Consider the following 23,826-nt stretch of genomic DNA (forward strand, 5'->3'; position numbering starts at 1 on the left):
CGATAAGAGGGCGCGATGAAGCGAAGCCTCTTCTCCCCCGAACACGACCTGTTCCGCGCGACGGCGCGGGAGTTCTTCGCCCGCGAGGTGGTGCCGCATCAGGAGCGGTGGATGGAGGAGGGGATCGTCGACCGCGAGACGTGGCGCAAGGCCGGCGCGGCGGGCCTCTTGTGCCCGTGGCTGCCGGAGGAGCTCGGCGGGCCGGGCGGCGACTTCCTGCACTCGGTGATCGTCATCGAGGAGCTGGCGAAGGTCCACGAGTCGGGCTTCGCGCTGCCGCTGCACAGCGACATCGTCGTGCCGTACATCGCCACCTTCGGCACCGACGAGCAGAAGAAAAAGTGGTTGCCCGGCTGCGTGTCGGGCGAGCTGGTGACGGCGATCGCGATGACCGAGCCGGGCACGGGCTCGGACCTGGCGTCGATCGCGACCACGGCGCGCCGCGAGGGCGACGAGTACGTGATCAACGGGGCCAAGACGTTCATCTCGAACGGGATCCTGTGCGACCTGTGCGTGGTCGCGGCCCGCTCGGAGAGCTCCGACAACCCGCACCAGAACCTGTCGCTGTTCGTGGTCGAGGGTCATCGCCCGGGCTTTGTTCGCGGCAAGAAGCTCAAGAAGGCCGGCATGTACTCGCAGGACACCTCCGAGCTGTTCTTCGAGGAGTGCCGGATCCCCGCCGACAACATCCTCGGCTCGCCCGGCGCCGGCTTCCTCATGTTGATGCAGAAGCTGCAGCAGGAGCGGCTGGTGGTGGCGATCGGCGCCCAGGCCGGCGCCGAGGTGGTGCTCGCCGACACGCTGGCGTACGTGGGCGAGCGCAAGGCGTTCGGCCGGCCGATCTCGAAGTTCCAGAACACGCAGTTCAAGCTGGCCGAGTGCGCGACCGAGGTCGAGGTCGGGCGGGCGTTCCTCGACCGCCTGATCGCCGAGCACATGGCGGGCGAGTACCTGGTGAAGGAGTGCTCGATGGCCAAGCTGTGGCAGACCGAGATGCTGGGCCGGGTGGTCGACGCCTGCCTGCAGATGTTCGGCGGCTACGGCTACATGCTCGAGTACCCGATCTCGCGCGCCTACATGGATGCGCGGGTGCAGCGGATCTTCGCCGGCACGAACGAGGTCATGAAGATCATCATCGCCAAGCAGATGGGGCTGTAGACGGTCGGCAGGATCCGCCGCACGCGGTCGGCGGGATCTGCCGGGGCCGCGGCGGCGAAGATCGCCGGGGCGGTGGAAGTGCCCGCGGTGGTTGCAGATCCGGGAGCGCGGGCGACGGCTCGTGCGCACCGCCTGCGTGGCCTGCCACCTCGCCGGCCCGCCGCCGCCGCCCGGGCAGGACTTCGCCAACCAGGCGGTCTTCATGCCGCTGGAGCCGCTCAACAACGGGCTCGACGCCGGGCCGGTCGAGGTCGACAACGGGGTCGGCGACGTCACCGGCGACCCGGCCGACGACGGGCGGTTCAAGTCGTCGTCGCTGCGCGACATCGGTCACGGGGCCGTACACGCACGACGGGCGGTTTACGACCCCGGCCGAGGTGATCGACCACTACGACAGCGGTATCGAGCCCCACCCGAACCTCGACCCGCGGCTGCGCGGGCCGGACCAGCAGCCCCGGCGCATGAACCTGACGCCGGCCGAGAAGCGCGCGCTGGTGGCGTTCCTCGGCACGCTCACCGACGAGGCGCTGCGGACCGACCCGAAGTTCAGCGACCCGTTCGTGCGCCGAGTCCTTTCAAACTCGACGCTCGCTCGGGGGAGACGGGTGAGCGAGAGGACATGTCGAAGAGGGCATGGCCGATCGGGCATGCGCCTTTCGACACGTCGCGGGTGTCATGTCGAGCCGAGGGCCACGGCCATGGCGTCGCAGTAGCTCTGCGACAGCTCGATGCCGATGGCGGGGTGGCCGAGGGCGCGGGCGGCCAGGAGGGTGGTGCCGGAGCCGGCGAAGGGGTCGAGGACGACGCCGCCGGGGCGGCAGCCGGCGCGGATGCAGCGCTCGGCGAGGGCGGCGGGGAAGGGGGCGAAGTGGGCGGCGGGGTTGTCGGGGCGGGCGGTGATCTGCCAGATGTCCTCCTCGCCCTGGAGGGCGCCGCGGTCGAAGTGGTAGCGGGGGGCGAGGGAGAACAGGAACACGTGCTCGTGGGTGTTCCACGGGCGGTCGCGGGCGGTCGGCTCCGGCATGGTGGCCGGGCGCTTCCAGATGATGTCGCTGCGCAGGGTCCAGCCGTCGTCCTGCAGGGCGAGCGCGACCCGCCAGGGGATGCCGATCAGGCTCTTGCGCGGCAGGCCGAGGCCGGGGCCGTCGACCGCGCGCAGGGTGCTGCGCGCGAGCATGCGCCCGCGGTGCTTGTCGTCGCGCCCGTGCGGCCGACCCTTGGCCGAGTAGTAGGTGTCGCCGAGGTTGAGGAACAGCGCGCCGTCCTTCTTGAGCACGCGCTTGGCGGCGGCGAACACGTCGCGCATCGAGGCGACGTAGGCGGCGATCGTCGGCTCGTGGCCGAGCTGGCCGGCGACGCCGTAGTCGCGCTGCCAGAAGTACGGCGGGCTGGTGACGATGCAGGCGATCGAGTCGTCGGCCAGCGCGGCCAGGCCGTCGCGCACGTCGCCGTGGAGGATGGCCCAAGGGACATTTGCTCGGGGGCCGGACAGCCGCGGGACGACCCGCGCCGCGCCGGCCCGGAGCAGCGGCCGCAGCGGATGGGCAATGTTCATAGATGGCGGTTCGGACAGGTCCTGAGCGCCATTGTGCCGACCGTGCGCGGTCGTCGGCGGCGCCGACGGCGAAGGCGCCGAACCGACGGCGACGCGCCGGAGACCGTCGGCGTCGCGGTCCCGGGGACCATCTGGCCGATCGAGGTCGGAGGGATCCACGGCCACGCCCGGCGAATGATGACTGTCGCTTCCGCGACTGTAAAGAGGCGGACCTGCCGCCGGAACAACAGGACCACCAACTGGGTGCCGAGACCGCTCGCCACGAACACCAGTCGGCGGTTGGCGGTCAGCCGGCCGAGCCAGTCGAAGGCGCCGCCGTCGGCGATCGGGACGATGCTGCCGTCCGGCGCCTCGACCTCGATCATGAAGCGCAGACCGTCGTAATACGGGTGATCGAGCGGCCCGCGGACGACGTCGACGACTGGTGCCAATTGCTCGGCGATGCGATCGGCGAGGGCGCTACGAGCGGCGGTGGCCAGAAGTCGCACGGACCGTCGGCCGAATGTGTGGCCTTCCTGGGTCAATTCGTCGAAGCCGGCCAGCAGGGTGCGCACATGCTCGATCAGGGCGTCCACCACGAAGCCGTGGTCTCGCGTCTGTCGCCGGGCCGTCGCCAGCACGAACAGCTTGAAGTGATGCGAGTAGCCGGGGCGCCGGGGGACTTGCTGGGCCCGGACGACGCGCTGGCAGGTGGCCAATCGGACAGGTGTGTCGGGATCGCGTCGCAGCCGACGGGCACACTCGAGCACGAGCACATTGGTGGAGTCGGACACGACCTCGGTGCCGCGCATGGTCGTGACGATCTTGTTCTGGCTGGTCGGGCCGACCGCCGCGCAGGTGGCCAGCGGCGCGAGGGGCGGCAGCTCGACCGCCTCGAAGCCCGCCGCGGCGTCGAGGAGCCGCAGCTCGGCGCGCAGCACCCGGCGCAAATCGACTGCGGCGAGGCCGGTGAAGGTGTCGGCCTTTCACTGTCGGAGCACGTCGGCCGGGCTGCGCGCGCGAGCCCGCCGCTCGGCGAGGGTCAAGAAGAACGATGTCAACACGGAGCCGGGCAAGGCGGTCAGCGCTTGCAACAGGGATTCGCCTCCAGCCCCGGTGATGGTCCAGTCACGCGTCGTCATGTGCAGTACGAGCGTAACAGGACCGGACGGGGAGATCGCGCCGCGATCGCGGAGCGGTGGCGCGCGAGCGCGGCTCGAGGAGGCAGGTGCGAGACCTCCGAACCGGAGAGGCGGCTTCATGACATGGCGCAAGAGACATGTGCCAGCCGCGCCGCTCGGCCCGTCAGAGTCTTTTAAAAAACGATTCGCCGCGAGCGCGGGGCGTCGCGGCGATTCGCGGCAAACGGGCGCCTCAGTGCTTGCTCTTCAGCAACTCGCCGGTGAACGAGAAGCCGAGCAGGAACAGCGGGATGCCTTGATGGATCTGGTCCTCCATGCCCGGCGCCCCCTGGCCGCGGTAGCGGTGCTTGAGCCACCACTGGGCGGCGAAGATCAGCGTCGGCTTGTTGAAGCGCTTCTCCGGGCGGTCGAAGAAGGTGTAGGTCAAGACCGGGCCGAAGCGGTCCATCGGCGTGTTGGGGTTGACCGAGGCGTCCTCGCCGGGGCCGTACACGGTCGACGGGTAGAACACGTGGACCAGCGAGTTGCGCACGCCGACGTTGAGGCCGAACTTGGTCATGTACAGCAGGTCGCTGTCGTTGGTGAGGAACCAACCCTTGCCCGGCACGAGGACGTCGTGGCGCAGGTCGTAGAACACGTCGTTGCCGGTCGGGAGGCGGATGTTGTTGTGATAGAAGGTGACCTCGTTGCGGATCGCGATCATCTTCACGCGGACCTGAAACAGCGCGCTGAGCTCGGCCTGACCGCCGAGGACGTTGGCGCCCGCCTCGTTCTTGAGCTTCTCGGGGCCGTACTCGGCGGTCGGCGACGAGTACGGGTGCGCCTTGAAGCGGTCGCTGCCGTACCAGGTGGCGAGGTAGTAGGCGCCGCGGAAGCGGAGGATCGTCAGCGGGGCGAAGTCGATGTTGCCGCCGATGCGGGAGATCGACGGCGAGATGGTCGGGCTGAAGCCGACGCCGAGGTAGGCGTCGCGGAACAGCGGCTTCGGGTTGTTGTAGAGGCGCAGGTTGTAGCCGAGGGTGAAGCGGTCCTCGGCGCCGAGCGGGTTGACGCGCAGGACCAGCAAGTTGCTGTAGACGAGGCGGTGGCGGGCCGGCAGCGGCGGCAGCTCGCCGGCGGCGCCGGGCTTGGCCCGCGGCTCGACCACCGGGGTGCGCGAGGAGTCGGCGACGCCCTCCGGCGACGAGGGCGGGGGGGTCGCGGGCGCCGGCTCGGGCGCCGGCGCGGGCGGTGCGTCCTCGGCGGGGCCTTCAGGGGCGACGGCGGGCTCGTCGGCGGCGGCAGCGGCGGGCGCGGGCTCGCTGGCGGGGTCCGCCGCCGGCGCCGGCTCGCCCCGCGGTCCTGGAGAGATGGCCGGCGACTGCGCCAGAGCTAGGGTCGAGTACAGAGCTATCAGGACAGCAGGCCAGACTTGCGAGACACGCATCCAGCGCACAATACCGCAGGTGCCCCTCGCAAGGGGGAGTTTGGAGCTGACCTTCGGGACAGGACGGGATGTTCTGCGAAGCCCCGCTCGGGCCGCAGGGCCCGCCCCTGCGCAGGCAAAGACCCGTTTGGCAGCTGTCCTTCGCGGCAGGTCCGTCGGGACAGATCCGGCGTGGGCTGACGCGGGTGCCCGACGCCCCGCCGCGCGCCCGCGAGCCCGAGTGTTCAAAAGGACAGGCTCTTGCGAGCCTGTTTTTCAGGACATGGGCGACGTGCAGCCGAGGAGCGGCGGCGGCTCAGACCCGGTGGAGGTAGCGGCCGGCCCCGCGCTCGACCCGGAGCTCGCCCCTGGTGAACGCGAGCTTGCCGGCGACGAGGGTGTTGGTGACGGCGCCGCGGATCTCGAAGCCCTCGAAGATGTTGCGGTCGACCCGCTGGTGGTGGGTGCGGGCGCTGATCGTCGAGGAGGCGGCGGGGTCGTAGGTGAACAGGTCGGCGTCGGCCCCGACCCGGATCGCGCCCTTGCGCGGGTAGAGGCCGAAGATCTTGGCCGGCTGGGTGCAGCAGACGTCGACCAGCTGGTTCAGCGTGAGGCGGCCGGTGGCGACCCCGTAGGTGTACATCAGGGCGATCCGGTTCTCGATGCCGGCGGCGCCGTTGGGGATCTTCGTGAAGTCGTGCAGGCCCATGACCTTTTGGTCATGTTGGCGGAACGGGCAGTGGTCGGTGGCGACGTGGTGGATGAGGCCGCACGACAGCGCGTGCCACAGCGCCTCCTGGTGGCCCTTGGGGCGGATCGGCGGGCTCATGACGTAGGCCGCGCCCTCGAAGTCGGGCTTGTCGTAGACGCTGTCGTCGAGCAGGAGGTACTGCGGGCAGGTCTCGACGTAGACGAGCTGGCCCTCCTGGCGGGCGCGCACGACCGCGTCGAGCGACTCCTTGCAGGTGAGGTGGACGATGTAGATCGGCTGGCCGGAGCAGCGCGCCAGCATGATCGCGCGGTTCGTCGCCTCGCCCTCGACCCACGACGGCCGGCTCTCGGCGTGGTAGCGCGGGGCGGTCTTGCCCTGGGCGACCAGCTTGCGCTGCAGCGCCTGGACCGCCAGGCCGTGCTCGCAGTGGGCGGTGACGAGGGCCCCGAGGTCGGCGGCGGTGTCGATGACGCCGATCATCTCGTCGTCGTCGACGCCGATCGCGCCGGTGTAGGCCATGAAGACCTTGAACGAGGAGATGCCGTCCTCGCGGTAGACGCGGCGCATCTCCTGCTCGACCTGCTCGCCGTACCAGGTCACGGCCATGTGGAAGCCGTAGTCGGCGCAGGCCTTTTTGGCGTTGTTCATCCAGAAGTCGCGGGCCTCGATGAGGCTCTGGTTGCGGCTCGGGATGATGAAGTCGATGATCGAGGTGGTGCCGCCGGCGACCCCGGCGGCGGTGCCGGTGAAGAAGTCGTCGGAGCTGACGGTGCCCATGAAGGGCAGCTCCATGTGCGTGTGGGCGTCGATGCCGCCGGGCAGGACGTACTGGCCGGAGGCGTCGACGACCTCGGTGCCGGCGGGCACGTCGAGGTTCTCGCCGATGGCGACGATCTTGCCGCCTTCGCAGTAGATGTCGGCGACGTATTGATCGAGGGCGGTGACGACTTGGCCGTTGCGGATGACGATGCCGGACATGCGAGACCTCGCGGGGGACAGAGCTCGGAGGGACGGGGCGGGGCGGGCGCTCACAGCTTCGTGAGGTCGCCGTAGGTCTCGGGGCGACGGTCGCGGTAGAACTGCCAGACTTGCCGGACCTCGTCGATCACCGACAGGTCGAGGTCGGCCACCACCAGCTCGTCGTCGTCCTCGCTGCCCTCGGCCAGGAACTTGCCGCGCGGGTCGACGAAGTAGCTGTGGCCGTAGAACTTGCCGATGTTCCACGGCGCCTCGGTGCCGACGCGGTTGATCGCGCCGACGTAGTAGCCGTTCGCCACCGCGTGCGCCGGCTGCTCCAGCTTCCACAGGTACTGGCTCAAACCCGCCACCGTCGCGCTCGGGTTGAACACGATCTCGGCGCCGTTGAGCCCGAGGGCGCGCGCCCCCTCCGGGAAGTGCCGGTCGTAGCAAATGTAGACCCCGATCGTGGCGAATTGCGTGCGGAAGACCGGGTAGCCGAGGTCCCCCGGCTTGAAGAAAAACTTCTCCCAGAACCCCGAGGTCTGCGGGATGTGCTGCTTGCGGTACTTGCCGAGGTACGTGCCGTCGGCGTCGACCACCGCCGCGGTGTTGTAGTAGACGCCGCGCATCGCCTCCTCGTAGAGCGGCACGACGATCGCCATGCCGAGCGACTTCGCGTACTCCTGCATCAGCGCGGTCGTGGGCCCCGGAATCGGCTCGGCGGCCGCGTACCAGCGGCGGTCCTGACCCGGGCAGAAGTACGGTCCGTTGAAGATCTCTTGCAGGCAGAGGATCTGCACGCCGCGCCGGCCGGCTTCCTTCAGGAAGGGCAGGTGCTTGTCGAGCATCGCCTGCTGGATCTCCTTGACCGGGACACTCTCGTCGTTGATGGGGTTACTGCACTGGATGAGGCCGCAGCGAACGGTGGGGTTCATCACTCGCGACTCTAGCTCGAGAACAGGCCGCGGTAGGCGCCCGAATGCGCTGCAATTGCGCGGTTCGCGGGCGCTTTCGGCGGGGACTTGCGCCGGCATGGAGGAGCGGAGTACTAAGGCGAAGATCCCCGAGTGGGGCCGCCAGGGCCCCGTTTCGTGGCGATCGCTTCATGCCGCGCCAGGGCACCGAACCCTGTACCCTCCGGCTGAACCCTGGTTCCTGTTCGGGCCGCTGGCCCTGATTCTTGCTCCTGTACGGCCCCTGCGGGGGCCGCCCTTGCCCTCTCAAGCCCTGTTCGAGCCTGATCCTACGAGTCGGGGACGTACCCCACGGAGACCGCGATGACCTGTACCAACCTGCGCTTCCTCTTCGCCAGCGCGCTGGCGCTTTCCTTGACCACCGTCGCCTGCGGCGACGACAGGGGCGACTCCGCCTCGGCCACCGAGGCGACCACGGCGCCGACGACGACCGACGCGACCATGGGCGACTCGACGACGACCAACACGCCGACGACCTCGACGACGGCCGAGCCGACCGCCGGCACGGGCACCGCCTCCGAGACCGGCACGACCGCGCCGGACGAGCCGACGACGACGACGGCCACGACGGCCACCACCGCCCCGGCCTGCCAGGACATGGAGGACCAGCCGATCAACAGCCCCTGCACCGACTCGTCCGGCTGCGGCTGCGACACCGAGAAGTGCTTCGTCGTCCCCGCCCTCGGCGGCTTCTGCGGCGAGTGCCTCACCGACGCCGACTGCTCGCCCGGCGGCTGCTCGGTGCCCAACCCGATCGCCGGCGTCGGCGCCACCTGCAACATGGGCGGCCCCGGCGAGGGCTGCATGAGCGACGCGGTCTGCGTCGACGCCGACAACGGCATCTGCGGCACCCTGCTCGAGGTCCCCGGCATCATCACCGTCGCCACCTGCGGCCAGTGCAAGGTCAACGCCGACTGCACCGACCCGGCGGCGGCCAACTGCACCCCGACCTACGACGTGCCCAACTTCAAGGGCAAGCTCGACTGCGTGGCCGACGGCTCGGTCCCCAACAACCTGGGCTGCTCGCTCGAGGACGACGGCGGCGTCCCGGCCGGCAACAAGGCCTGCATGTCGGGCTTCTGCGGCGAGGCCAGCGTGATGGGCCTGCTCAAGCTCGGCGTCTGCGGCGAGTGCAACTCCGACGCCGACTGCCAGCCGGGCGAGCAGTGCACCGACCCGGCCGTCGACCTCGACATGGGCGCGCTGGTCGGCTCGGTCTGCATGTGAGTCGAGCGCCGCGGCGCCTGTCCGAGAGGCCAGGCGCCGCCGCTCTTGCCAAGACGGCGAGATGAGCGCGTACCGATCGCTGCGCGAGTGCGTGGCCGACCTCGAGCGGCACGGCCACCTCGCGCGCGTCGACGTCGAGGTCGACCCGTACCTCGAGGCGGCGGAGATCCAGCGCCGCGTCTACGAGGCCGGCGGCCCGGCGCTGCTGTTCCCGCGGGTCAAGGGCAGCGCCTTCCCGATGGTCAGCAACCTGTTCGGGACGCCCGAGCGCACGCGGTTCTTGTTCCGCGACACGCTGGCGCGGGTGAAGCAGCTGGTGGCGCTGCGCGGCGACCCGGGGGCGGTGATGCGCCGGCCGTGGCGCTACGTCGGCCTCCTGCGCGCGGGCTGGCACGCGCGGCCGAAGTTCGTCGGCTCCGGTCCGGTGATGGCGCGGGAGATCCGGATCTCCGACCTGCCGCAGCTCGTGTCGTGGCCGCTCGACGGCGGGCCGTTCATCACCCTGCCGCAGGTGTACAGCGAGGACCCCGAGCGGCCCGGGTGGATGAAGAGCAACCTCGGGATGTACCGCGTGCAGCTCGGCGGGGGCCGCTACGCGCAGGACCGCCAGATCGGGCTGCACTACCAGATCCACCGCGGCATCGGGGTCCACCACGCGGCGGCGATCCGCAAGGGCGAGCCGCTGCGCGTCAACATCTTCGTCGGCGGCCCGCCGGCGATGACGCTGGCGGCGGTGATGCCCCTGCCCGAGGGGCTGCCGGAGCTGGCGTTCGCCGGGGCGCTGGCGGGGCGGCGGGTGCGGATGGTCCAAAGGCCAGGTGAGCTGCCGTTCGCCGGCGAGGCCGACTTCGTCATCTGCGGCACGGTCGACCCCGAGCTGCGCCTGCCCGAGGGGCCGTTCGGCGACCACCTCGGCTACTACAGCCTGGCGCACGACTTCCCGGTGCTGCGGGTCGAGAAGGTGTACGCGCGCGCCGACGCGATCTGGCCGTTCACGGTGGTCGGGCGGCCGCCGCAGGAGGACACCCAGTTCGGCGCGATCATCCACGAGATCACGGGGCCGGCGATCCCGGCGGTGATCCCCGGGGTGCACGCCGTGCATGCGGTCGACGCGGCCGGGGTCCACCCGCTGCTGCTGGCCCTCGGCAGCGAGCGCTACACGCCCTGGGCCCCGCGCGACCGCCCCGCCGAGCTGCTGACCCAGGCCAGCGCGATCCTCGGCCAGGGCCAGATGTCGCTGGCCAAGGTGCTGATCATCGCCGCCGCCGACGACGCGCCGAACCTCGACCTGCACGATGTGACAGGTTTCTTCGGACATGTCCTGGAGCGCGTCGACTGGCGCCGCGACCTGCACTTCCACACCGAGACGACCATCGACACGCTCGACTACTCGGGCGGCGGGCTCAACGTCGGCAGCAAGGTGGTGATCGCGGCCGTCGGCGCGCCGCGGCGCGCGCTGCCGGCGGAGGTGCCCGCCGACCTGCGGCTGCCGCCCGGCTTCTCGGACCCGCGTGTGTGCATGCCCGGGGTGCTGGCGGTGACGAGCCCGGCGTGCGCGGCGGCCGGCGACGGCGCGCTGCAGCGGTTCTGCGCCGCGCTGTCGCCGAGCGACGCGATCAATCGGTTCCCGCTGGTGGTGCTGGTCGACGACAGCGAGTTCGCGGCGCGCACCACCAACAACTTCCTGTGGGCGACGTTCACCCGCATGAACCCCGCGGTCGACATCGAGGGCGTCGCGGCGCGCACGGTCCACAAGCACTGGGGCTGCGAGGGCTCGCTGGTGATCGACGCGCGCCGCAAGCCGCATCACGCCCCGCAATTGATCGAGGACCCGGCGGTGACCCGCCGAGTCCTCGAATGGGCGGCCCCCGGCGGGCCGCTGCACGGGCTGTTCTGAGCGGGGGGAGGCTCAGACGCCGCGCTCGAGCTCGACGTCCTTGATCTCGGTGCCGAAGAACGAGCCGGTGATCGTGCACTGCGTGGTCGGGATGCCGTCGCAGTTGCCGCCGCAGGTCGTCGAGGTGAAGTCGACGAATTCGCCGGTGATCTTGTAGCCCTTGATCGAGATGGCGACGTCGAGGGTGTGCTGGGTCGTCACGGTGGTCCCGTCGATCGGGTCCTCGACCGCGACCTCGTCGCCGGCGAACGTGTAGTCGGTGCCCGAGCGCGAGCCGATGAGCACGTCTTCCCCGTACTCGAGGAAGTAATCGTCGGCGTCGGTGGCGAAGATCTGGATCGTGCTGGCGCCGAAGAAGGTGGTCGAGTCCCGCGGGTCGATGTCCACGCCGCAGTCGGCCCCCATCTGCGTGGGCAGGGCCGTGATCTTGTAGATCCGATATTCGCCGGGCTTCACCTGGCAAGCGCTCAGGGTGGCCATGAGGCCGGCCGCCGCGACGGCCGCGAAAATGCGAGAGGGGTACTTGCGCATGGGCGGCATCCTACTCAAGCCAGGGGTCAAGGGGGAGAATTGTGACAGCGAATGCAAGCGCGTTCGCCCACATTTGCGGCCCGCTCTTGCCCACCGGACGGCTGGAAATCTCCGGGCCGGCATGGTCGTGTTATAGGAAGCCATGGCGCTGTTTCGCCCGACAGGATTGTCGTTTGTGGTCGTGTTGTCGGCGCTGCCGGCCTGCGGCCAGGACCCGGCCACCACCACGGACAGCTCGACGACGACGGGCGCGGACACGACCGATCCGCCGGGCACCGCGACGACCACGGATGTGCCAGCGACCGGCACGACGACCACGAGCGAGCCGACGACCGGCGACGGGACCGGCAGCACTGGCACGACCGGCGGCGATCCGCAGCAATGGGTCCCGGTGGCCCATACCCGCGAGTTCCGGGCCGCCTGGGTGGCGACGGTGTCGAACATCAACTTCCCCAGCGCGACCGGGCTGTCGGCGACGGCGATGCAGGACGAGCTGCTGGCGATCCTCGATACCGTGCAGGCGACCGGCCTCAATGCCGTGGTCTTCCAGGTCCGGCCGGAGTGCGACGCGGTCTATTCGTCGGACCTGGAGCCGTGGAGTCGTTACCTCACAGGCGAGCAAGGGGAGGATCCCGGGGTCGACCCGCTGCAATTCCTGATCGACGAGGGCCACGCCCGCGGCATCGAGGTCCACGCCTGGCTCAATCCGTACCGCGCCAAGGCCAACGCGAACCATGCCCTGGCCGCCAATCACGTCGCGTCGCTGCTGCCCCAGTACGCCTACGAGTACTCGACCTTCCTTTGGATGGACCCGGGCGCCAAGGAGGTGCAGGACCAATTGCTGGCGGTCGTCGCCGATCTGGTGACCCGTTACGACGTCGACGGCATCCACTTCGACGATTACTTCTACCCGTACCCGGTCGACGGGGTCGACTTCCCCGACGACTCGACGTGGGAGGCCTTTCAAGGCGGCGGCGGGCAGCTGTCGCGCGCCGACTGGCGGCGCGACAACGTCAACGCGATGGTCGAGGCGGTCGGCCACACGGTCGCCGACATCGCCCCGCACGTCCGCTATGGCATCAGCCCGTTCGGCATCTATCGCCCCGGGATCCCCGAAGGCATCAGCGGCTTCGATCAATACGAGGGCCTCTACGCCGATCCGCTGCTGTGGATGCAGGAAGGATGGGTCGATTACCTGGCGCCGCAGCTGTACTGGCCGACGACCCAGGCGGCCCAGGCGTACGGCAAGCTGATCGAGTGGTGGTCGAGCATCACCGGGGGCGGGCGCTACATCTTCGCCGGCAACTACCTCAGCAAGCTCGGCACCGAGGACAAGTGGTCGCTCGACGAGTTCAAGCAGGAGATCCTGCTCAGCCGGCAATACGCGGAGCAGGGCTCGCAGGGCAACATCTTCTTCCAGATCGCGCCGCTGCAGGAAAACCTGCTCGGGGTCACGGACGCGTTCAAGGCCGAGTTCTACGCGACGCCGGCCCTGACGCCGCCGATCGCGGCGCTCGCCGACGAGGTCGTGGCGCCGCCGACGGTGACGCTCGACGGGGCCCAGGCGTCGCTCACCCACGCGGACCTCGACAGCCTGCGCGCGTGGGTGGTGTACGCGCAGTCGGGCCAGGAGTTCGTGATCGACCGGATCGTGCCGGCGCAGACGACGAGCATCGACCTGTCCCCGGGGACATGGGCGATCAGCGCCGCCGGCAAGCACAACGTCGAGAGCCAGGGCGTGCTGGTGACGGTGCCCTGAGACGGAGGCGGCCCGCCGGTCGTCGCCGGCGGGCGCGTCGCTCAGTCGGCGCCCTCGTACATGGCCTCGATGAGCGAGGCCCACTGCTTCTCGATGACCTTGCGCTTGAGCTTGAGGGTGGGCGTGAGCTCGCCCTGGTCGGCGCTGAGGCTGCGCGGCAGCAGCTTGAACTTGCGCACCTGCTCGACGCGGGCGAACTGCTCGCCGGTCTTCTCGACCCACTTGCCGATCTCGGCCAAGAGGGCAGGGTTCTCGTGCAGCGGCTCGTCGGCGGGCTGGCCCTGGCCGACGAGCCACTTGGCCGCGGCGGCCCGGTCGATCGCCAGCAGGGCGCTGAGGAACTTGCGCCGGTCGCCGATCACCACCGCCTCCTCGATCAGCGGGCTCTCCTTGAGCGCGGCCTCGAGGTTCTTCGGCGCGATGTTCTTGCCGCCGGCGGTGATGATGATCTCCTTCTTGCGGCCGGTGATCGAGAGGAAGCCGTCGGGGTCGAAGGCCCCGAGGTCGCCGGAGTGGAGCCAGCCGTCCTGCAGCGCCTCGGCGGTGGCGGCCGGGTCCTTGTAGTAGCCCTTGAACACGCTGGGGCCGCGCACGAGGATCTCGCCGTCCTCGCCGAGCCTGACCTCGAGGCCAGGGATGGGGCGGCCGACGCTGCCGAACTTGGTGGCGCCGGGGATGTTGAGGCTGGTCGGGCCGCAGTCCTCGCTCTGGCCGTAGACCTCGGCGACGACGACGTCGAGGCCGGTGAAGAACTCGAGCACGTGGGCGGCGATCGGCGCGGCCCCGGACACGCAGGCGCGCGCGCTGCCGAGGCCGAGCGCCGTTTTGAGCCTGGTGAACACGAGCCGCCGGGCCAGCTTGTGCTGCGCCTGCAGGGCCAGCGGGACCGGGCGGCCGCGGGTGGCGAGCGCGTGGTAGCGGCGGGCCACGTCGGAGGCCCAGTCGAACAGCTTCTTCTTGGGACCTGTCACCTGGGACAGGCGGGCGGCGACGGCGGCGTGGAACTTCTCCCAGATCCGCGGCACCCCGAAGAAGACGGTCGGCTGGACCTCCTTCAGGTTGTCGGGCACGCGCTCGAGCGACTCGGCCCAGTAGATCGTGTGGCCGCAGCAGGCGGGGCCGTGCATCGACAGCATCTGCTCGGCGATGTGCGACAGCGGCAAGTACGACAGCAGGCGGTCGTCCGGGCTGTTCTGGATCAGCCTGACGAGCACGTCGGTGGTCCACAGGATGTTCTTGTGCGACAGCATGACGGCCTTCGGCGGGCCGGTCGTGCCGGAGGTGTAGATGTACGTGCTGGTGTCGTCCTCGCGCAGGCCCGAGAGGCGCTCGGTCAGCGCCGCCTCGGGCACGGCCGCGGCGCGGGCGAGGAACTGCTCCCACGACAGGACGAGCGGGTCGTCGATGGCCGGCGCGCCCTGCATGAGGATGATGTGGCGCAGGCCGGGGAGGTGGTCGCGCTCAGCGGCCAGCTTTTCGTACTGGGCCCGGTCTTCGACGACGACCAGCGAGGCCTCGGCGTGGTGGACGATGTACTGCACCTCGCCGGCGGAGCAGGTGGTGTAGATGCCGGCCGGGACGCCGCCCGCGGCCATGGCGGCGAAGGCGGTGATGGCCCACTCGGCGCGGTTGTAGGCGAGGATGCAGACGCCCTGGCCCGGCTGCAGACCGAGGCCGATCATCGCCCGCGCGGCGGTGCGGACCTGGTCGTTGTATTCGCGCCAGGTGAACGGCCGCCAGGCGCCGCCCCTGCGCACGTAATAGGCCGGTTTGTCGGGGTGGGCCTGGCCCCGGGCGAAGAAGCGGGCTGGGATGGTGTCGAGGGCCACGGCGTGCTCCTGGCGAGGGGGGTGTTCTTTCAAAGTCCCATCTGCTTGGCGGCGAGGTCCTTCATGATCTCCTCGGCGCCGCCGCCGATGGCGAGGACCTTGGTCTCGCGGTAGATCCGCTCGACCTTGTTGCCGCGGATGAAGCCGGCGCCGCCGAAGATCTGCACGCCCTCCTTGGCGCAGAACTCGACGCACTGGGTGGCTGCGTTCTTGAGCATGCAGATCTCGGCGATCGGCCACTCGCCGGCGTCGATCCGCCGCGCGAGCTGGTACAGCCAGGTGCGCACCGGGTGGATCCGCGTGGCCATGTCGACGAGCTTGTGACGGATGACCTGGCGGGTGACGAGCGGCTTGCCGAAGGTCTCGCGCTCGCGCGCGTAGGCGATCGACTCGTCGAGGCAGACCTGGGCGAAGGCGACGGCCATGGCCGCGAGCATCAGCCGCTCGCGGTTGAAGTTCTGCATGATGCCGAGGAAGCCGTGGTTCTCCTCGCCGAGGAGGTTGGCGGCCGGGACCCGGCAGTCGTCGAAGTAGAGGGTGGCGGTGTCGGAGCACCACCAGCCCATTTTTTTGTCGAGCGCGGTGCGGGTGAAGCCGGGCGTGCCGGCCTCGACGACCAGCAACGAGATGCCGCCGAGGCCGGGCGGGCCGGTGCGCACGGCGACGGTGACGGAGTCGGCGCGCATGCCGGAGGTGATGAAGGTCTTGCTGCCGTGGACGACGTAGTGGTCGCCGTCGCGGCGGGCGACGGTCTTGAGGTTGGCGACGTCGGAGCCGCCCGAGGGCTCGGTGACGGCGAGCGCGGCGACCTTGTGACCGGCGAGGACGTCGGGGACAAAGCGCCGCTTCTGCGCGTCGGTGCCGAGGTTCAAGATCGGCGGGAGGCCGATGCCGTGCGAACACAACCCGGCGATGAGCCCGCCGGCGCCGGTGCGCGCGAACTCCTCGCACAGGATGATGACGGCGGTGCTGTCGCCGGGGCTGCCGCCGAGCTCTTCGGGGTAGCCGAGGCCGAGGATCCCGAGCTCGCCGGCGCGGCGGTAGAGCTCGCGCGGAAAGCCGCCGGCCTCCTCCCAGGCGTCGATGTGCGGCATGACCTCGCGCTCGATGAATCCACGCAAGGTGCCGCGCAGCGCTTCGCGGTCGGCGTCGTCGAGGACGGACATTTTGCGGCCGACTTTATCACGACCGCACGAGCGACGGGCGGGGGCATGGCGGCCGCAGCCTTGCGCCGCAGCGGCGGGCGAAGAGACGCGATGCGCCGATGCGGCCGATGGCGGTGAGGCCTCGGCGCGACGACGATCGCAGCCGCGCGAGGAGCTGGTGGCCCAGGGCTAGAGAGGGCCGCGGGCTCAGGCGGCGAGGTGCATGCGCTGCCGAGCTTCGGCGGGCGAGGCGATCTCGCGGCCCACCTCGCGAGCGCTGGCGACGAGCGCCTCGATGAGGCGGCCGTTGCTGTCGGCGCGGCTGCCGTCCGGCAAGTAGAAGGTGTCCTCGAGGCCGGTCCGCAGGTCGCCGCCGAGCTCGGCAGCGCGGCGATGGATGGCCCAGATCTCCTCGCGGCCGATGGCGGTGACCTCCCAGCGCGAACCCGGCTTGATGTACTTGAGCAGGAACGGCAAGAGGTCGGGGTCGGTCGGCATGCCGGAGGCGACGCCGGTGACGAAGTTGTAGTGCGGGTGGGTGGCGAGGCCGACGTCGACGTAGAGGCCGACCGAGCGGACGATGCCGAGGTCGAAGCACTCGAACTCGGGGACGGTGCCGCACTCGGCCATGACGTCGAGGAAGGCCTTGACCTTCTCGACGGGGTTATCGAACACCATCGGCGGCCAGGCCCAGGTGCCGTCGCTCTTGGCCTTGAGGTAGTTGAGGCTGCCGGCGTTGCAGGCGGCGATCTCGGGCTTGATGGCCCGCATGCACGCGACCGGGCCGCTGATGTCCTCGCCGACGACGCCGGTGGTCATGTTGAAGATGAGGTCGGGACACTCGGCGCGGATGGCCTCGCGCACGGCGACGGCGACCTCGGGCTCCCACGACGGCAAGAAGCCCATGCCGGGCTCCTGGCGCCGGAAGTGGACGTGCACGACCGAGGCGCCTGCGTCACGCGCCTGCCGGGCGGCGCGCGCGAGCTCCTCCGGCGTGACGGGCACGGGGTGCTGCTTGGGGTTGGTGAGCACGCCGGTGAGGGCGCAGGTGACGATCGCTTTGTCGTGGGTCATGGCGGGAGGTCCAGGCGAGGATCATCGAGCAGGCGATGGACGAGTGAGGGGCGCGGCGAAGATGAAGGCGAGCGCCTCTTCGTGGTCGACGGTGGCTTCGAGGCCGGACTCGATCGCGTGCCAGCGGCGCTCGACTTCGGCGAGCCAGGCGTCCTCGTGCGGGAGGTCGGGCGATTCGACGCTGGCGGGCCGAGCTGGCGAGCCTGGAGCCGAGGCGAAGCATTTGGCGTTGCGGTCGGTCATGGTGGGAAGCGGCGGTTCGGGTCTTGGCGCTGAGGAGGGGCGCCAGGATGAACACCTGGGCCGGCGCTTCGATGCGGTAGACGACCCCGTCGGGGAGATCAGGGACGAGCGCCCGTCGAAGCTGCGGCGGTCGCCAAACCACCCAGCGGGCCGGTGCCTCGGCCAGGCCCTTCAAGGTCGCATCGACCGCAGCGAGGAGGCGTCGGGCGAGAGCTGGCCCCTGGGACAGGTAGTAGTCCACCGCGCGATCGAGGTCGTCGCCGGCGCGGCGAGACAGGCGGACGACGACCTCGGGACCTTGCATGGTTCAGGTGCCATGGCGGGCGATCTTGGGGTTCAATTCGGCCTGAACGACCTCCCATTCGACCAGCTCTTCCTTGCCCGCCTCGATGGCGCGAAGGCGGCGGAGCACCTCTCGATACTGGGCCTCCTCGACCTCGGGCGAGACCGGGTCGTCCACGGTCGCAAGGGCGCGCTCGGCGACATGACGACGAATTTCGGGCGGGAGGGCCATGAGGTCGTCGAAGACGCGGGCGGGGTCCATGACTGCACCTTAGCACGCCTACGCGGCTGCGGAGGCGGCGCCGGGCTCGGGGCCGTCGTCGGGGGTGACGACCGCGAGGAGGCGACCTTGCGGGACCTGATCGCCGGGCTTCACCTTGACCTCGGTGACGACGCCGGCGACGGCGACCGCGAGGGCGTTCTCGATCTTCATCGCCTCGAGGGTGACGAGGGTCTGGCCGCGGCGGACGCGGTCGCCGACCTGGACGTGCACCGCGACGACGCGGCCGCTCGTCGGCGCGAGCAGGTTGCCGTCGCCGGCGACGGCGGCCTCGGTCTCGGCGCCCTTCGGCGGCGGCTCGACGAACTCGGCCTGCACGCCGCGCGCGTCGAGGAACAGTCGCTCGCCGACCACGGCGGCGTGGACGGTCTCCTGCACGTCGCCGACGAGGACGCGGTGGGCCACGCCCTCGCGCCCGAGCACGCGCACGGGCAGGGCGACGCCGTCGACGGTGACGGTGGTGACGCCGCTCGGGTCGAGGTCGACGGCCAGCTCGCGCTCGAGTTCACCTGTCCGAAGGGTCAGGGGGAACGCGGCCCGGCCGGCGCTGCGCCACGGGCTGTAGTCCCCGCGGACATGTCCCAAAGTCCAGATGGCGGCGGCGATCGCCCAAGCGCGGGCGTCGGGCTCGGGGCGCGCGGGCGCGGGCAGGTGCTCGTCGAGGAAGCGGGTGGTCGCGCCGCCCGCGGCGAACACGGGGTGCTCGAGGATGTCGGCGAGGAAGCGCTTGTTGTTGGGCAGGCCGAGCAGGACGCTGCGGCCGAGCGCGCTGACGAGGCGGCGGCGGGCCTCGTCGCGGGTGCGGCCGTAAGTGATGACCTTGGCGATCATCGGGTCGTAGAAGGGCGAGACGGTCTGCTGGCGGTGGAGGCCGTGGTCGACGCGCACGCCCTCGCCGCTCGCGGGCTGCCAGGCGACGACCTCGCCGGCCTGCGGCAGGTAGCCGGCGTACGGGTCCTCGGCGTAGAGGCGGACCTCGATCGCGTGGCCGCGCAGCTCGACCTGGTCCTGCGTCAGCGGCAGCGGCTCACCGGCGGCGACCCGCAGCTGCCAGGCGACCAGGTCGAGGCCGGTGACCAGCTCGGTGACCGGGTGCTCGACCTGCAGGCGCGTGTTCATCTCGAGGAAGTAGAACTTGCCGTCCGCATCGAGCATGAACTCGACGGTGCCGGCGCCGACGTAGTCGATCGAGCGCGCGGCGAGCACCGCGGCGGCGCCCATCTCCTCCCGCAGGGCCGGCGACACGGCCGGCGACGGCGACTCCTCGACGACCTTCTGGTGGCGGCGCTGGACCGAGCAGTCGCGCTCGCCGAGGTGGATCGCGTGCCCGTGGCTGTCGCCGAACACCTGGATCTCGACGTGACGGCCGCTGGTGATCGCGCGCTCCAAAATCAGCTCTCCGCTGCCGAACGCGCTCTCGGCCTCGCTGCGCGCCGAGGTGATCGCGGCCGGCAGCGCGCTCCACTCGCGGACCATCCGCATGCCGCGGCCGCCGCCGCCGGCCGCGGCCTTGATCAAGAGCGGCAGGCCGATGCGCTCGGCCTCGGCCATGAGACGCGCGTCGGCCTGGCCCTCGGCGCTGCTGTCCTGAAAGCCAGGGATGCACGGGACGCCGGCGGCGATCATCGCCCGCTTGGCGGCGGCCTTGTTGCCCATCGCCCGGATCGCGGCCGGCGAGGGGCCGATGAACGTAAGGCCCGCGTCGAGCACCGCCTGGGCGAAGCCGTCGTTCTCCGACAGAAAGCCGTAGCCCGGGTGGATCGCGTCGGCGCCGGCCTGCCTGGCGGCGGCGATCAGCGCCGCGACGTTCAGGTACGACTCGCGCACCGGCGGCGGGCCGATCCGGACCGCGCGGTCGGCCAGGCCGACGTGCGGGGCGCCGGCGTCGGCGTCGCTGTAGACGGCGACGGTGCGGTAGCCGAGGGCGTGGGCGGTGCGGATGATCCGGCAGGCGATCTCGCCGCGGTTGGCGATCAGGATCGTGGAAAAGGTCATTGGTCGTTCCAGGCGGCGTTGCGCTTCTGAATGAATGCGAGCATGCCCTCGACGCCCTCGGAGCCGCGCGCGGCGCGGGCGAAGTCGTCGGCGGCGAGGTCGAGCAGGGCGGACAGGGCGTCGCCGTGCGGCGCCCCGCTGGCGGCCAGGACCAGCCGCTTGGTGGTGGCGACCGCCTCGGGGGCGCAGCGGCCGATGTCGGCCAGGACCTTCGCGACCTGTCCGTCGAGACCTGCCCGATCGGACACGTGGTGGACCAGCCCGAGGCGCAGCGCCTCGCCGGCGTCGAGCGAGCCGCCGGTGACGGCGAGCCGGCGGGCCTCGCCGTAGCCGACGCGGCGGACGATGAACGGCGCGATCTGGGCCGGCGGCACGCCGAGGCCGGTCTCGGGCAGGCGCAGCTTGACGTCGTCGGCGGCGACCGCGACGTCGCTGACGCAGCACAGGCCGAAGCCGCCGCCCATGACCGCGCCCTCGAGCACGGCGACGATCGCCTGCGGGGCGTCCTCGATCTGCTGCAGCATGCTGCCGAAGATCCGGTTGGTCGTCGCCAGCGGGTCCTTGCCGTCGGGGCCGGGCTCGGCCCCGCGCGCGCCGGCCATGTCCTTGATGTCGCCGCCGGCGCAGAAATTGCCCCCGGCGCCGCGCAGGACCACCGCCCGCACCTCGCGGTCGCCGGCGATCGCGGCGAACACCGCCTGCAGCTCGCGCACCATCGCGAACGACATCGCGTTGCGCGCCTCGGGCCGGTTGAGCGTGACGTGCAGGCGCCAGCCGTCGCGGCGCAGCAGCAGCGTCTGGCACTCGGGCAAGGTCGTCTGGGACATGTCCTTTCAGCCTTTCCCGGGCAGGATGCCCTCGAGCTTGGCGATGATGCCGAGCATGACCTCGTCGGCGCCGCCGCCGACGGAGATCAGGCGCGAGTCGCGGAACAGGCGCGAGATCTTCGACTCCCACATGTAGCCCATGCCGCCCCAGTACTGCAGGCAGCTGTCGGCGACCTCGCGGCCGAGGCGGCCGGACTTGAGCTTGGCCATCGAGGCCAGGCGGGTGACGTCCTTGCCGGAGATGAACAGCTCGGCGGCGCGGTAGATCAGCGCGCGCAGCGACTCGACCTCGGTCAGCAGCTCGGCGATGCGGAAGTGGACGACCTGGTTGTCGAGGATCGACTTGCCGAAGGCCTTGCGCTCGCGGGTGTACTTGACGGTCTCGGTGATCGCGGTCTCCATCGCGGTCAGCGAGTTGGCGGCGCCCCACAGCCGCTCCTCCTGGAACTGCAGCATCTGCAGCATGAAGCCGGCGCCCTCGGGGCCGATCGCGTAGCGCTGCGGGACGCGGACCTCGTCGAAGAAGATCTGCGCGGTGTCGGACGACCACATGCCGAGCTTGTGCAGCTTGCGGGCCCGCTCGACGCCCTTCGAGTTCAGCGGGACGATGATGAGGGTCTTGTTCTTGTGCGGCTTGTCGTCGCTGGTGTTGGCGAGGCAGCACATCCAGTCGGCCTGGATGCCGTTGGTGATCCACATCTTGCCGCCGGTGATGACGTAGTCGTCGCCGTCCTTGCGGGCGTACGTCTTGAGGCTGGCGACGTCGGAGCCGGCGCCGACCTCGGACACGCCGATGCAGCCGACCAGGTCGCCGGCGATCGACGGCGCGAGGAACTCCTTCTTGAGCTCGTCCGAGCCGAACCGCGCCAGCGCCGGCGTGCACATGTCGGTCTGCACGCCGATCGCCAGCGACACGCCGCCGGCGTCGACGCGCCCGAGCTCCTCGGCCATCACCAGCGCGTAGGAGTAGTCGAGGCCGGAGCCGCCGTACTCGGTCGGCTTGGTCAGGCCGAGGAAGCCCTCGTTGCCGAGTTTCTTGAAGAGCTCGTGCGCCGGGAAGATCCGCGCCTCCTCCCACTCGTCGCAGTAGGGGTTGATCTCCCGGGCGATGAACTTGCGCAGGCTGTCGCGCAGGAGGTCGTGCTCGTCGGTGAACAGCGGCATGTCTGGCTGGCTCTCGGGTCAGGTGGTTCGAAGGGCGAAGACGACGAAGTCGTGACGGTCACAGGCGGGCGACGCCGAAGGTGTTGGGGCGGACGCGGCGGGCCTCGCCCTCGCGGCAGACGGCCAGCGCCAGCGCGAGCACGCGGCGGGTGTCGCGGGGGTCGATGAGGCCGTCGTCCCACAGCCTGGCGGTGGCGTAGAGGGCGGTCGACTCGGCGTCGAGGCGGTCCTTGATCGACTTGCCCATCTGCGCCATCGCGTCGGCGTCGGGCTCGACGCCCATGCGCGCGAACTTGGCGGTGGTGATGATCTCCATGACCTTGGCCGCCTGCTCGCCGCCCATCACGGCGATCCGGCTGCCCGGCCAGGCGAACACGAACCGCGGGTCGTAGGAGCGGCCGCACATGCCGTAGTTGCCGGCGCCGAAGCTGCCGCCGAGGATGACGGTGAGCTTCGGGACGTCGGCGTTGGCGACCGCCTGGATCATCTTCGAGCCGTGCTTGACCATGCCGGCCCGCTCGGCGGCGGTGCCGACCATGTAGCCGGTGGTGTTCTGCAGGAAGATCAGCGGCGTGCCGCTCTGGCAGCACAGCTGGATGAACTGCCCGGCCTTGCAGGCGCCGTCGGGGTTGATGGGGCCGTTGTTGCCGAGGATGCCGACGGCGTGGCCCTCGATCTGGGCGTGGCCGCACACCGTCGCCGCGCCGTACAGCGCCTTGAACTCGAAGAAGTCGCTGTCGTCGACCAGGCGCGCGATCACCTCGCGGACGTCGTAGGGCTTCTTGAAGTCGACCGGGACGATGCCGAGCAGGTCCTCGACGTCGTAGCGCGGCGGACGGTGCGGCCTGGTCGAAAGGTCATGTGCGAACCGGGACAGCGGCGCGCGCTGCAGGTTGGCCAGCAGCTCGCGCGCGAGGTGGATCGCGTGGGCGTCGTTCTCGGCGATGTACTCGGCGGTGCCGGTGACGGTGGCGTGCAGCTCGGCGCCGCCGAGCTCCTCGTCGGTGGCGACCTCGCCGAGCGCGGCCTCCACCAGCGGCGGGCCGGCGAGGAACACCTTGGCCTGGCCGCGCACCGCGATCACGTAGTCCGACAAACCCGGCAGGTAGGCGCCGCCGGCCGTGCTGCTGCCGTGGACGATCGTGATCTGCGGGACCCCGGCCGCCGACAGCCGCGCCATGTTGGCGAACACCCGCCCGCCGTCGACGAAGATCTCGGCCTGGTAGAGGAGGTTGGCGCCCGCGCTCTCGACGCAGGAGATGATCGGCAGCTTGTGCTCGAGCGCGATCTCCTGGGCCCGCAGGCTCTTGCGCAGGCCCATGGGGGAGATCGCGCCGCCCTTGATCGCGCTGTCGCTGGCGCTGACGATGCACCGCACGCCGGACACGACGCCGATGCCGACGATGCAGCCGCCGCCGCTGGCGTCGCCCTTGCCGTCGTCGTCGTGCATGTTGAAGCCGGCCAGGGTCGACAGCTCGAGGAACGGCGCGCCGCGGTCGAGCAGCCGCGCCACGCGGTCGCGCGGCAACAGCTGGCCGCGCTTGGCGAACTTCTCGGCCTGCTTGCCCGAGTTGTCGCGCACGCGCTTCTCGGCGGCGCGGAAGTCGTCGATGAGCTTCAGCTGGGCGGCGCGGTTGCTCTGGAACTGGTCGCCCTGGAGGTCGATGCGGGACGTGAGCACGGGCATG

General features: G+C 70.6%; 20 protein-coding genes and 1 pseudogene. 4 read left to right on the forward strand and 17 right to left on the reverse strand.

Annotated features, from left to right (window positions below; all coding sequences use genetic code 11):
* Positions 1–15: 15 nt before the first annotated feature.
* The gene (locus tag NAEX_RS29245) at positions 16–1,158 is read left to right on the forward strand and encodes an acyl-CoA dehydrogenase family protein (protein WP_096330768.1); all 1,143 of its coding nucleotides are present in this window, start codon (positions 16–18) and stop codon (positions 1,156–1,158) included.
* Positions 1,159–1,831: 673 nt separating this feature from the next.
* On the opposite strand, the gene NAEX_RS29255 is transcribed toward NAEX_RS29245, so the two are convergent.
* The 6 genes from NAEX_RS29255 to NAEX_RS29275 form a co-directional block, all read right to left on the reverse strand.
* Entirely contained in the window at positions 1,832–2,713 is an 882-nt protein-coding gene (locus NAEX_RS29255) for a DNA-methyltransferase (RefSeq protein ID WP_096330770.1), read from the reverse strand.
* Positions 2,710–3,504, reverse strand: a complete 795-nt coding sequence (locus tag NAEX_RS29260) for a hypothetical protein (protein ID WP_143825648.1) — start codon at positions 3,502–3,504, stop codon at positions 2,710–2,712. The genes NAEX_RS29255 and NAEX_RS29260 overlap by 4 nt, the downstream gene beginning before the upstream one ends.
* Before the next feature lie 174 nt (positions 3,505–3,678).
* On the reverse strand, positions 3,679–3,834 hold the full coding sequence (locus NAEX_RS50865) for a hypothetical protein (RefSeq protein WP_170136098.1): 156 nt from the start codon (positions 3,832–3,834) through the stop codon (positions 3,679–3,681).
* A gap of 232 nt (positions 3,835–4,066) precedes the next feature.
* Positions 4,067–5,260: a hypothetical protein gene (locus NAEX_RS29265; protein WP_143140379.1), complete on the reverse strand. Its 1,194-nt coding sequence runs from the start codon at positions 5,258–5,260 to the stop codon at positions 4,067–4,069.
* A 295-nt stretch (positions 5,261–5,555) separates the two neighbouring features.
* Positions 5,556–6,929: a dihydropyrimidinase gene (gene hydA, locus NAEX_RS29270; RefSeq protein ID WP_096330773.1), complete on the reverse strand. Its 1,374-nt coding sequence runs from the start codon at positions 6,927–6,929 to the stop codon at positions 5,556–5,558.
* Positions 6,930–6,979: 50 nt separating this feature from the next.
* Complete coding sequence (locus NAEX_RS29275) at positions 6,980–7,846, reverse strand: nitrilase-related carbon-nitrogen hydrolase (protein WP_096330774.1); 867 nt, start codon at positions 7,844–7,846, stop codon at positions 6,980–6,982.
* A gap of 342 nt (positions 7,847–8,188) precedes the next feature.
* Here NAEX_RS29275 and NAEX_RS29280 point away from each other — a divergent pair, with 342 nt between their 5' ends.
* Positions 8,189–9,112, forward strand: coding sequence for a hypothetical protein (locus NAEX_RS29280; RefSeq protein WP_096330775.1), 924 nt, complete (start codon positions 8,189–8,191; stop codon positions 9,110–9,112).
* 61 nt (positions 9,113–9,173) lie between these two features.
* Positions 9,174–11,009: a UbiD family decarboxylase gene (locus NAEX_RS29285; RefSeq protein ID WP_096330776.1), complete on the forward strand. Its 1,836-nt coding sequence runs from the start codon at positions 9,174–9,176 to the stop codon at positions 11,007–11,009.
* Between the two features lie 12 nt (positions 11,010–11,021).
* On the opposite strand, the gene NAEX_RS29290 is transcribed toward NAEX_RS29285, so the two are convergent.
* Positions 11,022–11,540 carry a hypothetical protein gene (locus NAEX_RS29290; RefSeq protein WP_096330777.1) on the reverse strand — a complete coding sequence of 173 codons (519 nt, stop codon included), beginning with the start codon at positions 11,538–11,540 and terminating at the stop codon, positions 11,022–11,024.
* A gap of 175 nt (positions 11,541–11,715) precedes the next feature.
* Between NAEX_RS29290 and NAEX_RS29295 the strand changes: the two genes are divergently transcribed.
* Positions 11,716–13,299: a glycoside hydrolase family 10-like protein gene (locus NAEX_RS29295; RefSeq protein ID WP_100792854.1), complete on the forward strand. Its 1,584-nt coding sequence runs from the start codon at positions 11,716–11,718 to the stop codon at positions 13,297–13,299.
* A 41-nt stretch (positions 13,300–13,340) separates the two neighbouring features.
* On the opposite strand, the gene NAEX_RS29300 is transcribed toward NAEX_RS29295, so the two are convergent.
* The 10 genes and pseudogenes from NAEX_RS29300 to NAEX_RS29340 all read right to left on the reverse strand — a co-directional run bounded on the left by NAEX_RS29300 (position 13,341) and on the right by NAEX_RS29340 (position 23,825).
* Positions 13,341–15,128 (reverse strand): AMP-dependent synthetase/ligase, encoded by a 1,788-nt coding sequence (locus tag NAEX_RS29300; RefSeq protein ID WP_096330779.1) that lies wholly within the window; start codon positions 15,126–15,128, stop codon positions 13,341–13,343.
* A 29-nt stretch (positions 15,129–15,157) separates the two neighbouring features.
* Positions 15,158–16,294: an acyl-CoA dehydrogenase family protein gene (locus NAEX_RS29305; RefSeq protein WP_096330780.1), complete on the reverse strand. Its 1,137-nt coding sequence runs from the start codon at positions 16,292–16,294 to the stop codon at positions 15,158–15,160.
* A gap of 186 nt (positions 16,295–16,480) precedes the next feature.
* The gene (locus NAEX_RS29310) at positions 16,481–17,347 is read right to left on the reverse strand and encodes a beta-keto acid cleavage family enzyme (protein WP_096330781.1); all 867 of its coding nucleotides are present in this window, start codon (positions 17,345–17,347) and stop codon (positions 16,481–16,483) included.
* Between the two features lie 21 nt (positions 17,348–17,368).
* Positions 17,369–17,590, reverse strand: coding sequence for an addiction module protein (locus NAEX_RS48440; RefSeq protein WP_143140380.1), 222 nt, complete (start codon positions 17,588–17,590; stop codon positions 17,369–17,371).
* A gap of 52 nt (positions 17,591–17,642) precedes the next feature.
* Positions 17,643–17,894, reverse strand: a pseudogene (locus tag NAEX_RS54660) (type II toxin-antitoxin system RelE/ParE family toxin); the annotation flags it as partial.
* A 3-nt stretch (positions 17,895–17,897) separates the two neighbouring features.
* Complete coding sequence (locus NAEX_RS29320) at positions 17,898–18,134, reverse strand: addiction module protein (protein ID WP_096330783.1); 237 nt, start codon at positions 18,132–18,134, stop codon at positions 17,898–17,900.
* An 18-nt stretch (positions 18,135–18,152) separates the two neighbouring features.
* The gene (locus tag NAEX_RS29325) at positions 18,153–20,147 is read right to left on the reverse strand and encodes an ATP-binding protein (protein ID WP_096330784.1); all 1,995 of its coding nucleotides are present in this window, start codon (positions 20,145–20,147) and stop codon (positions 18,153–18,155) included.
* Entirely contained in the window at positions 20,144–20,974 is an 831-nt protein-coding gene (locus NAEX_RS29330; protein WP_096330785.1) for an enoyl-CoA hydratase/isomerase family protein, read from the reverse strand. Before NAEX_RS29330 ends, NAEX_RS29325 begins: the two co-directional genes overlap by 4 nt.
* A 6-nt stretch (positions 20,975–20,980) precedes the next feature.
* On the reverse strand, positions 20,981–22,138 hold the full coding sequence (locus NAEX_RS29335) for an acyl-CoA dehydrogenase family protein (protein WP_096330786.1): 1,158 nt from the start codon (positions 22,136–22,138) through the stop codon (positions 20,981–20,983).
* A gap of 58 nt (positions 22,139–22,196) precedes the next feature.
* Positions 22,197–23,825 carry an acyl-CoA carboxylase subunit beta gene (locus tag NAEX_RS29340; protein ID WP_096330787.1) on the reverse strand — a complete coding sequence of 543 codons (1,629 nt, stop codon included), beginning with the start codon at positions 23,823–23,825 and terminating at the stop codon, positions 22,197–22,199.
* Position 23,826 lies beyond the last annotated feature (1 nt).

Origin of the sequence: Nannocystis exedens (genome assembly GCF_002343915.1) — a bacterium.
Classification (GTDB): domain Bacteria; phylum Myxococcota_A; class Polyangia; order Nannocystales; family Nannocystaceae; genus Nannocystis; species Nannocystis exedens.

Excerpts from the sequence above, each read along its gene's own strand:
- NAEX_RS29245 (WP_096330768.1), top strand. The coding sequence starts at position 16 with ATGAAGCGAAGCCTCTTCTCCCCCGAACACGACCTGTTCCGCGCGACG.
- NAEX_RS29255 (WP_096330770.1), bottom strand. The coding sequence starts at position 2,713 with ATGAACATTGCCCATCCGCTGCGGCCGCTGCTCCGGGCCGGCGCGGCG.
- NAEX_RS29260 (WP_143825648.1), bottom strand. The coding sequence starts at position 3,504 with ATGCGCGGCACCGAGGTCGTGTCCGACTCCACCAATGTGCTCGTGCTC.
- NAEX_RS50865 (WP_170136098.1), bottom strand. The coding sequence starts at position 3,834 with ATGACGACGCGTGACTGGACCATCACCGGGGCTGGAGGCGAATCCCTG.
- NAEX_RS29265 (WP_143140379.1), bottom strand. The coding sequence starts at position 5,260 with ATGCGTGTCTCGCAAGTCTGGCCTGCTGTCCTGATAGCTCTGTACTCG.
- hydA (WP_096330773.1), bottom strand. The coding sequence starts at position 6,929 with ATGTCCGGCATCGTCATCCGCAACGGCCAAGTCGTCACCGCCCTCGAT.
- NAEX_RS29275 (WP_096330774.1), bottom strand. The coding sequence starts at position 7,846 with ATGAACCCCACCGTTCGCTGCGGCCTCATCCAGTGCAGTAACCCCATC.
- NAEX_RS29280 (WP_096330775.1), top strand. The coding sequence starts at position 8,189 with ATGACCTGTACCAACCTGCGCTTCCTCTTCGCCAGCGCGCTGGCGCTT.
- NAEX_RS29285 (WP_096330776.1), top strand. The coding sequence starts at position 9,174 with ATGAGCGCGTACCGATCGCTGCGCGAGTGCGTGGCCGACCTCGAGCGG.
- NAEX_RS29290 (WP_096330777.1), bottom strand. The coding sequence starts at position 11,540 with ATGCGCAAGTACCCCTCTCGCATTTTCGCGGCCGTCGCGGCGGCCGGC.
- NAEX_RS29305 (WP_096330780.1), bottom strand. The coding sequence starts at position 16,294 with ATGTCCGTCCTCGACGACGCCGACCGCGAAGCGCTGCGCGGCACCTTG.
- NAEX_RS29310 (WP_096330781.1), bottom strand. The coding sequence starts at position 17,347 with ATGACCCACGACAAAGCGATCGTCACCTGCGCCCTCACCGGCGTGCTC.
- NAEX_RS48440 (WP_143140380.1), bottom strand. The coding sequence starts at position 17,590 with ATGACCGACCGCAACGCCAAATGCTTCGCCTCGGCTCCAGGCTCGCCA.
- NAEX_RS29320 (WP_096330783.1), bottom strand. The coding sequence starts at position 18,134 with ATGGACCCCGCCCGCGTCTTCGACGACCTCATGGCCCTCCCGCCCGAA.
- NAEX_RS29325 (WP_096330784.1), bottom strand. The coding sequence starts at position 20,147 with ATGACCTTTTCCACGATCCTGATCGCCAACCGCGGCGAGATCGCCTGC.
- NAEX_RS29330 (WP_096330785.1), bottom strand. The coding sequence starts at position 20,974 with ATGTCCCAGACGACCTTGCCCGAGTGCCAGACGCTGCTGCTGCGCCGC.
- NAEX_RS29335 (WP_096330786.1), bottom strand. The coding sequence starts at position 22,138 with ATGCCGCTGTTCACCGACGAGCACGACCTCCTGCGCGACAGCCTGCGC.
- NAEX_RS29340 (WP_096330787.1), bottom strand. The coding sequence starts at position 23,825 with ATGCCCGTGCTCACGTCCCGCATCGACCTCCAGGGCGACCAGTTCCAG.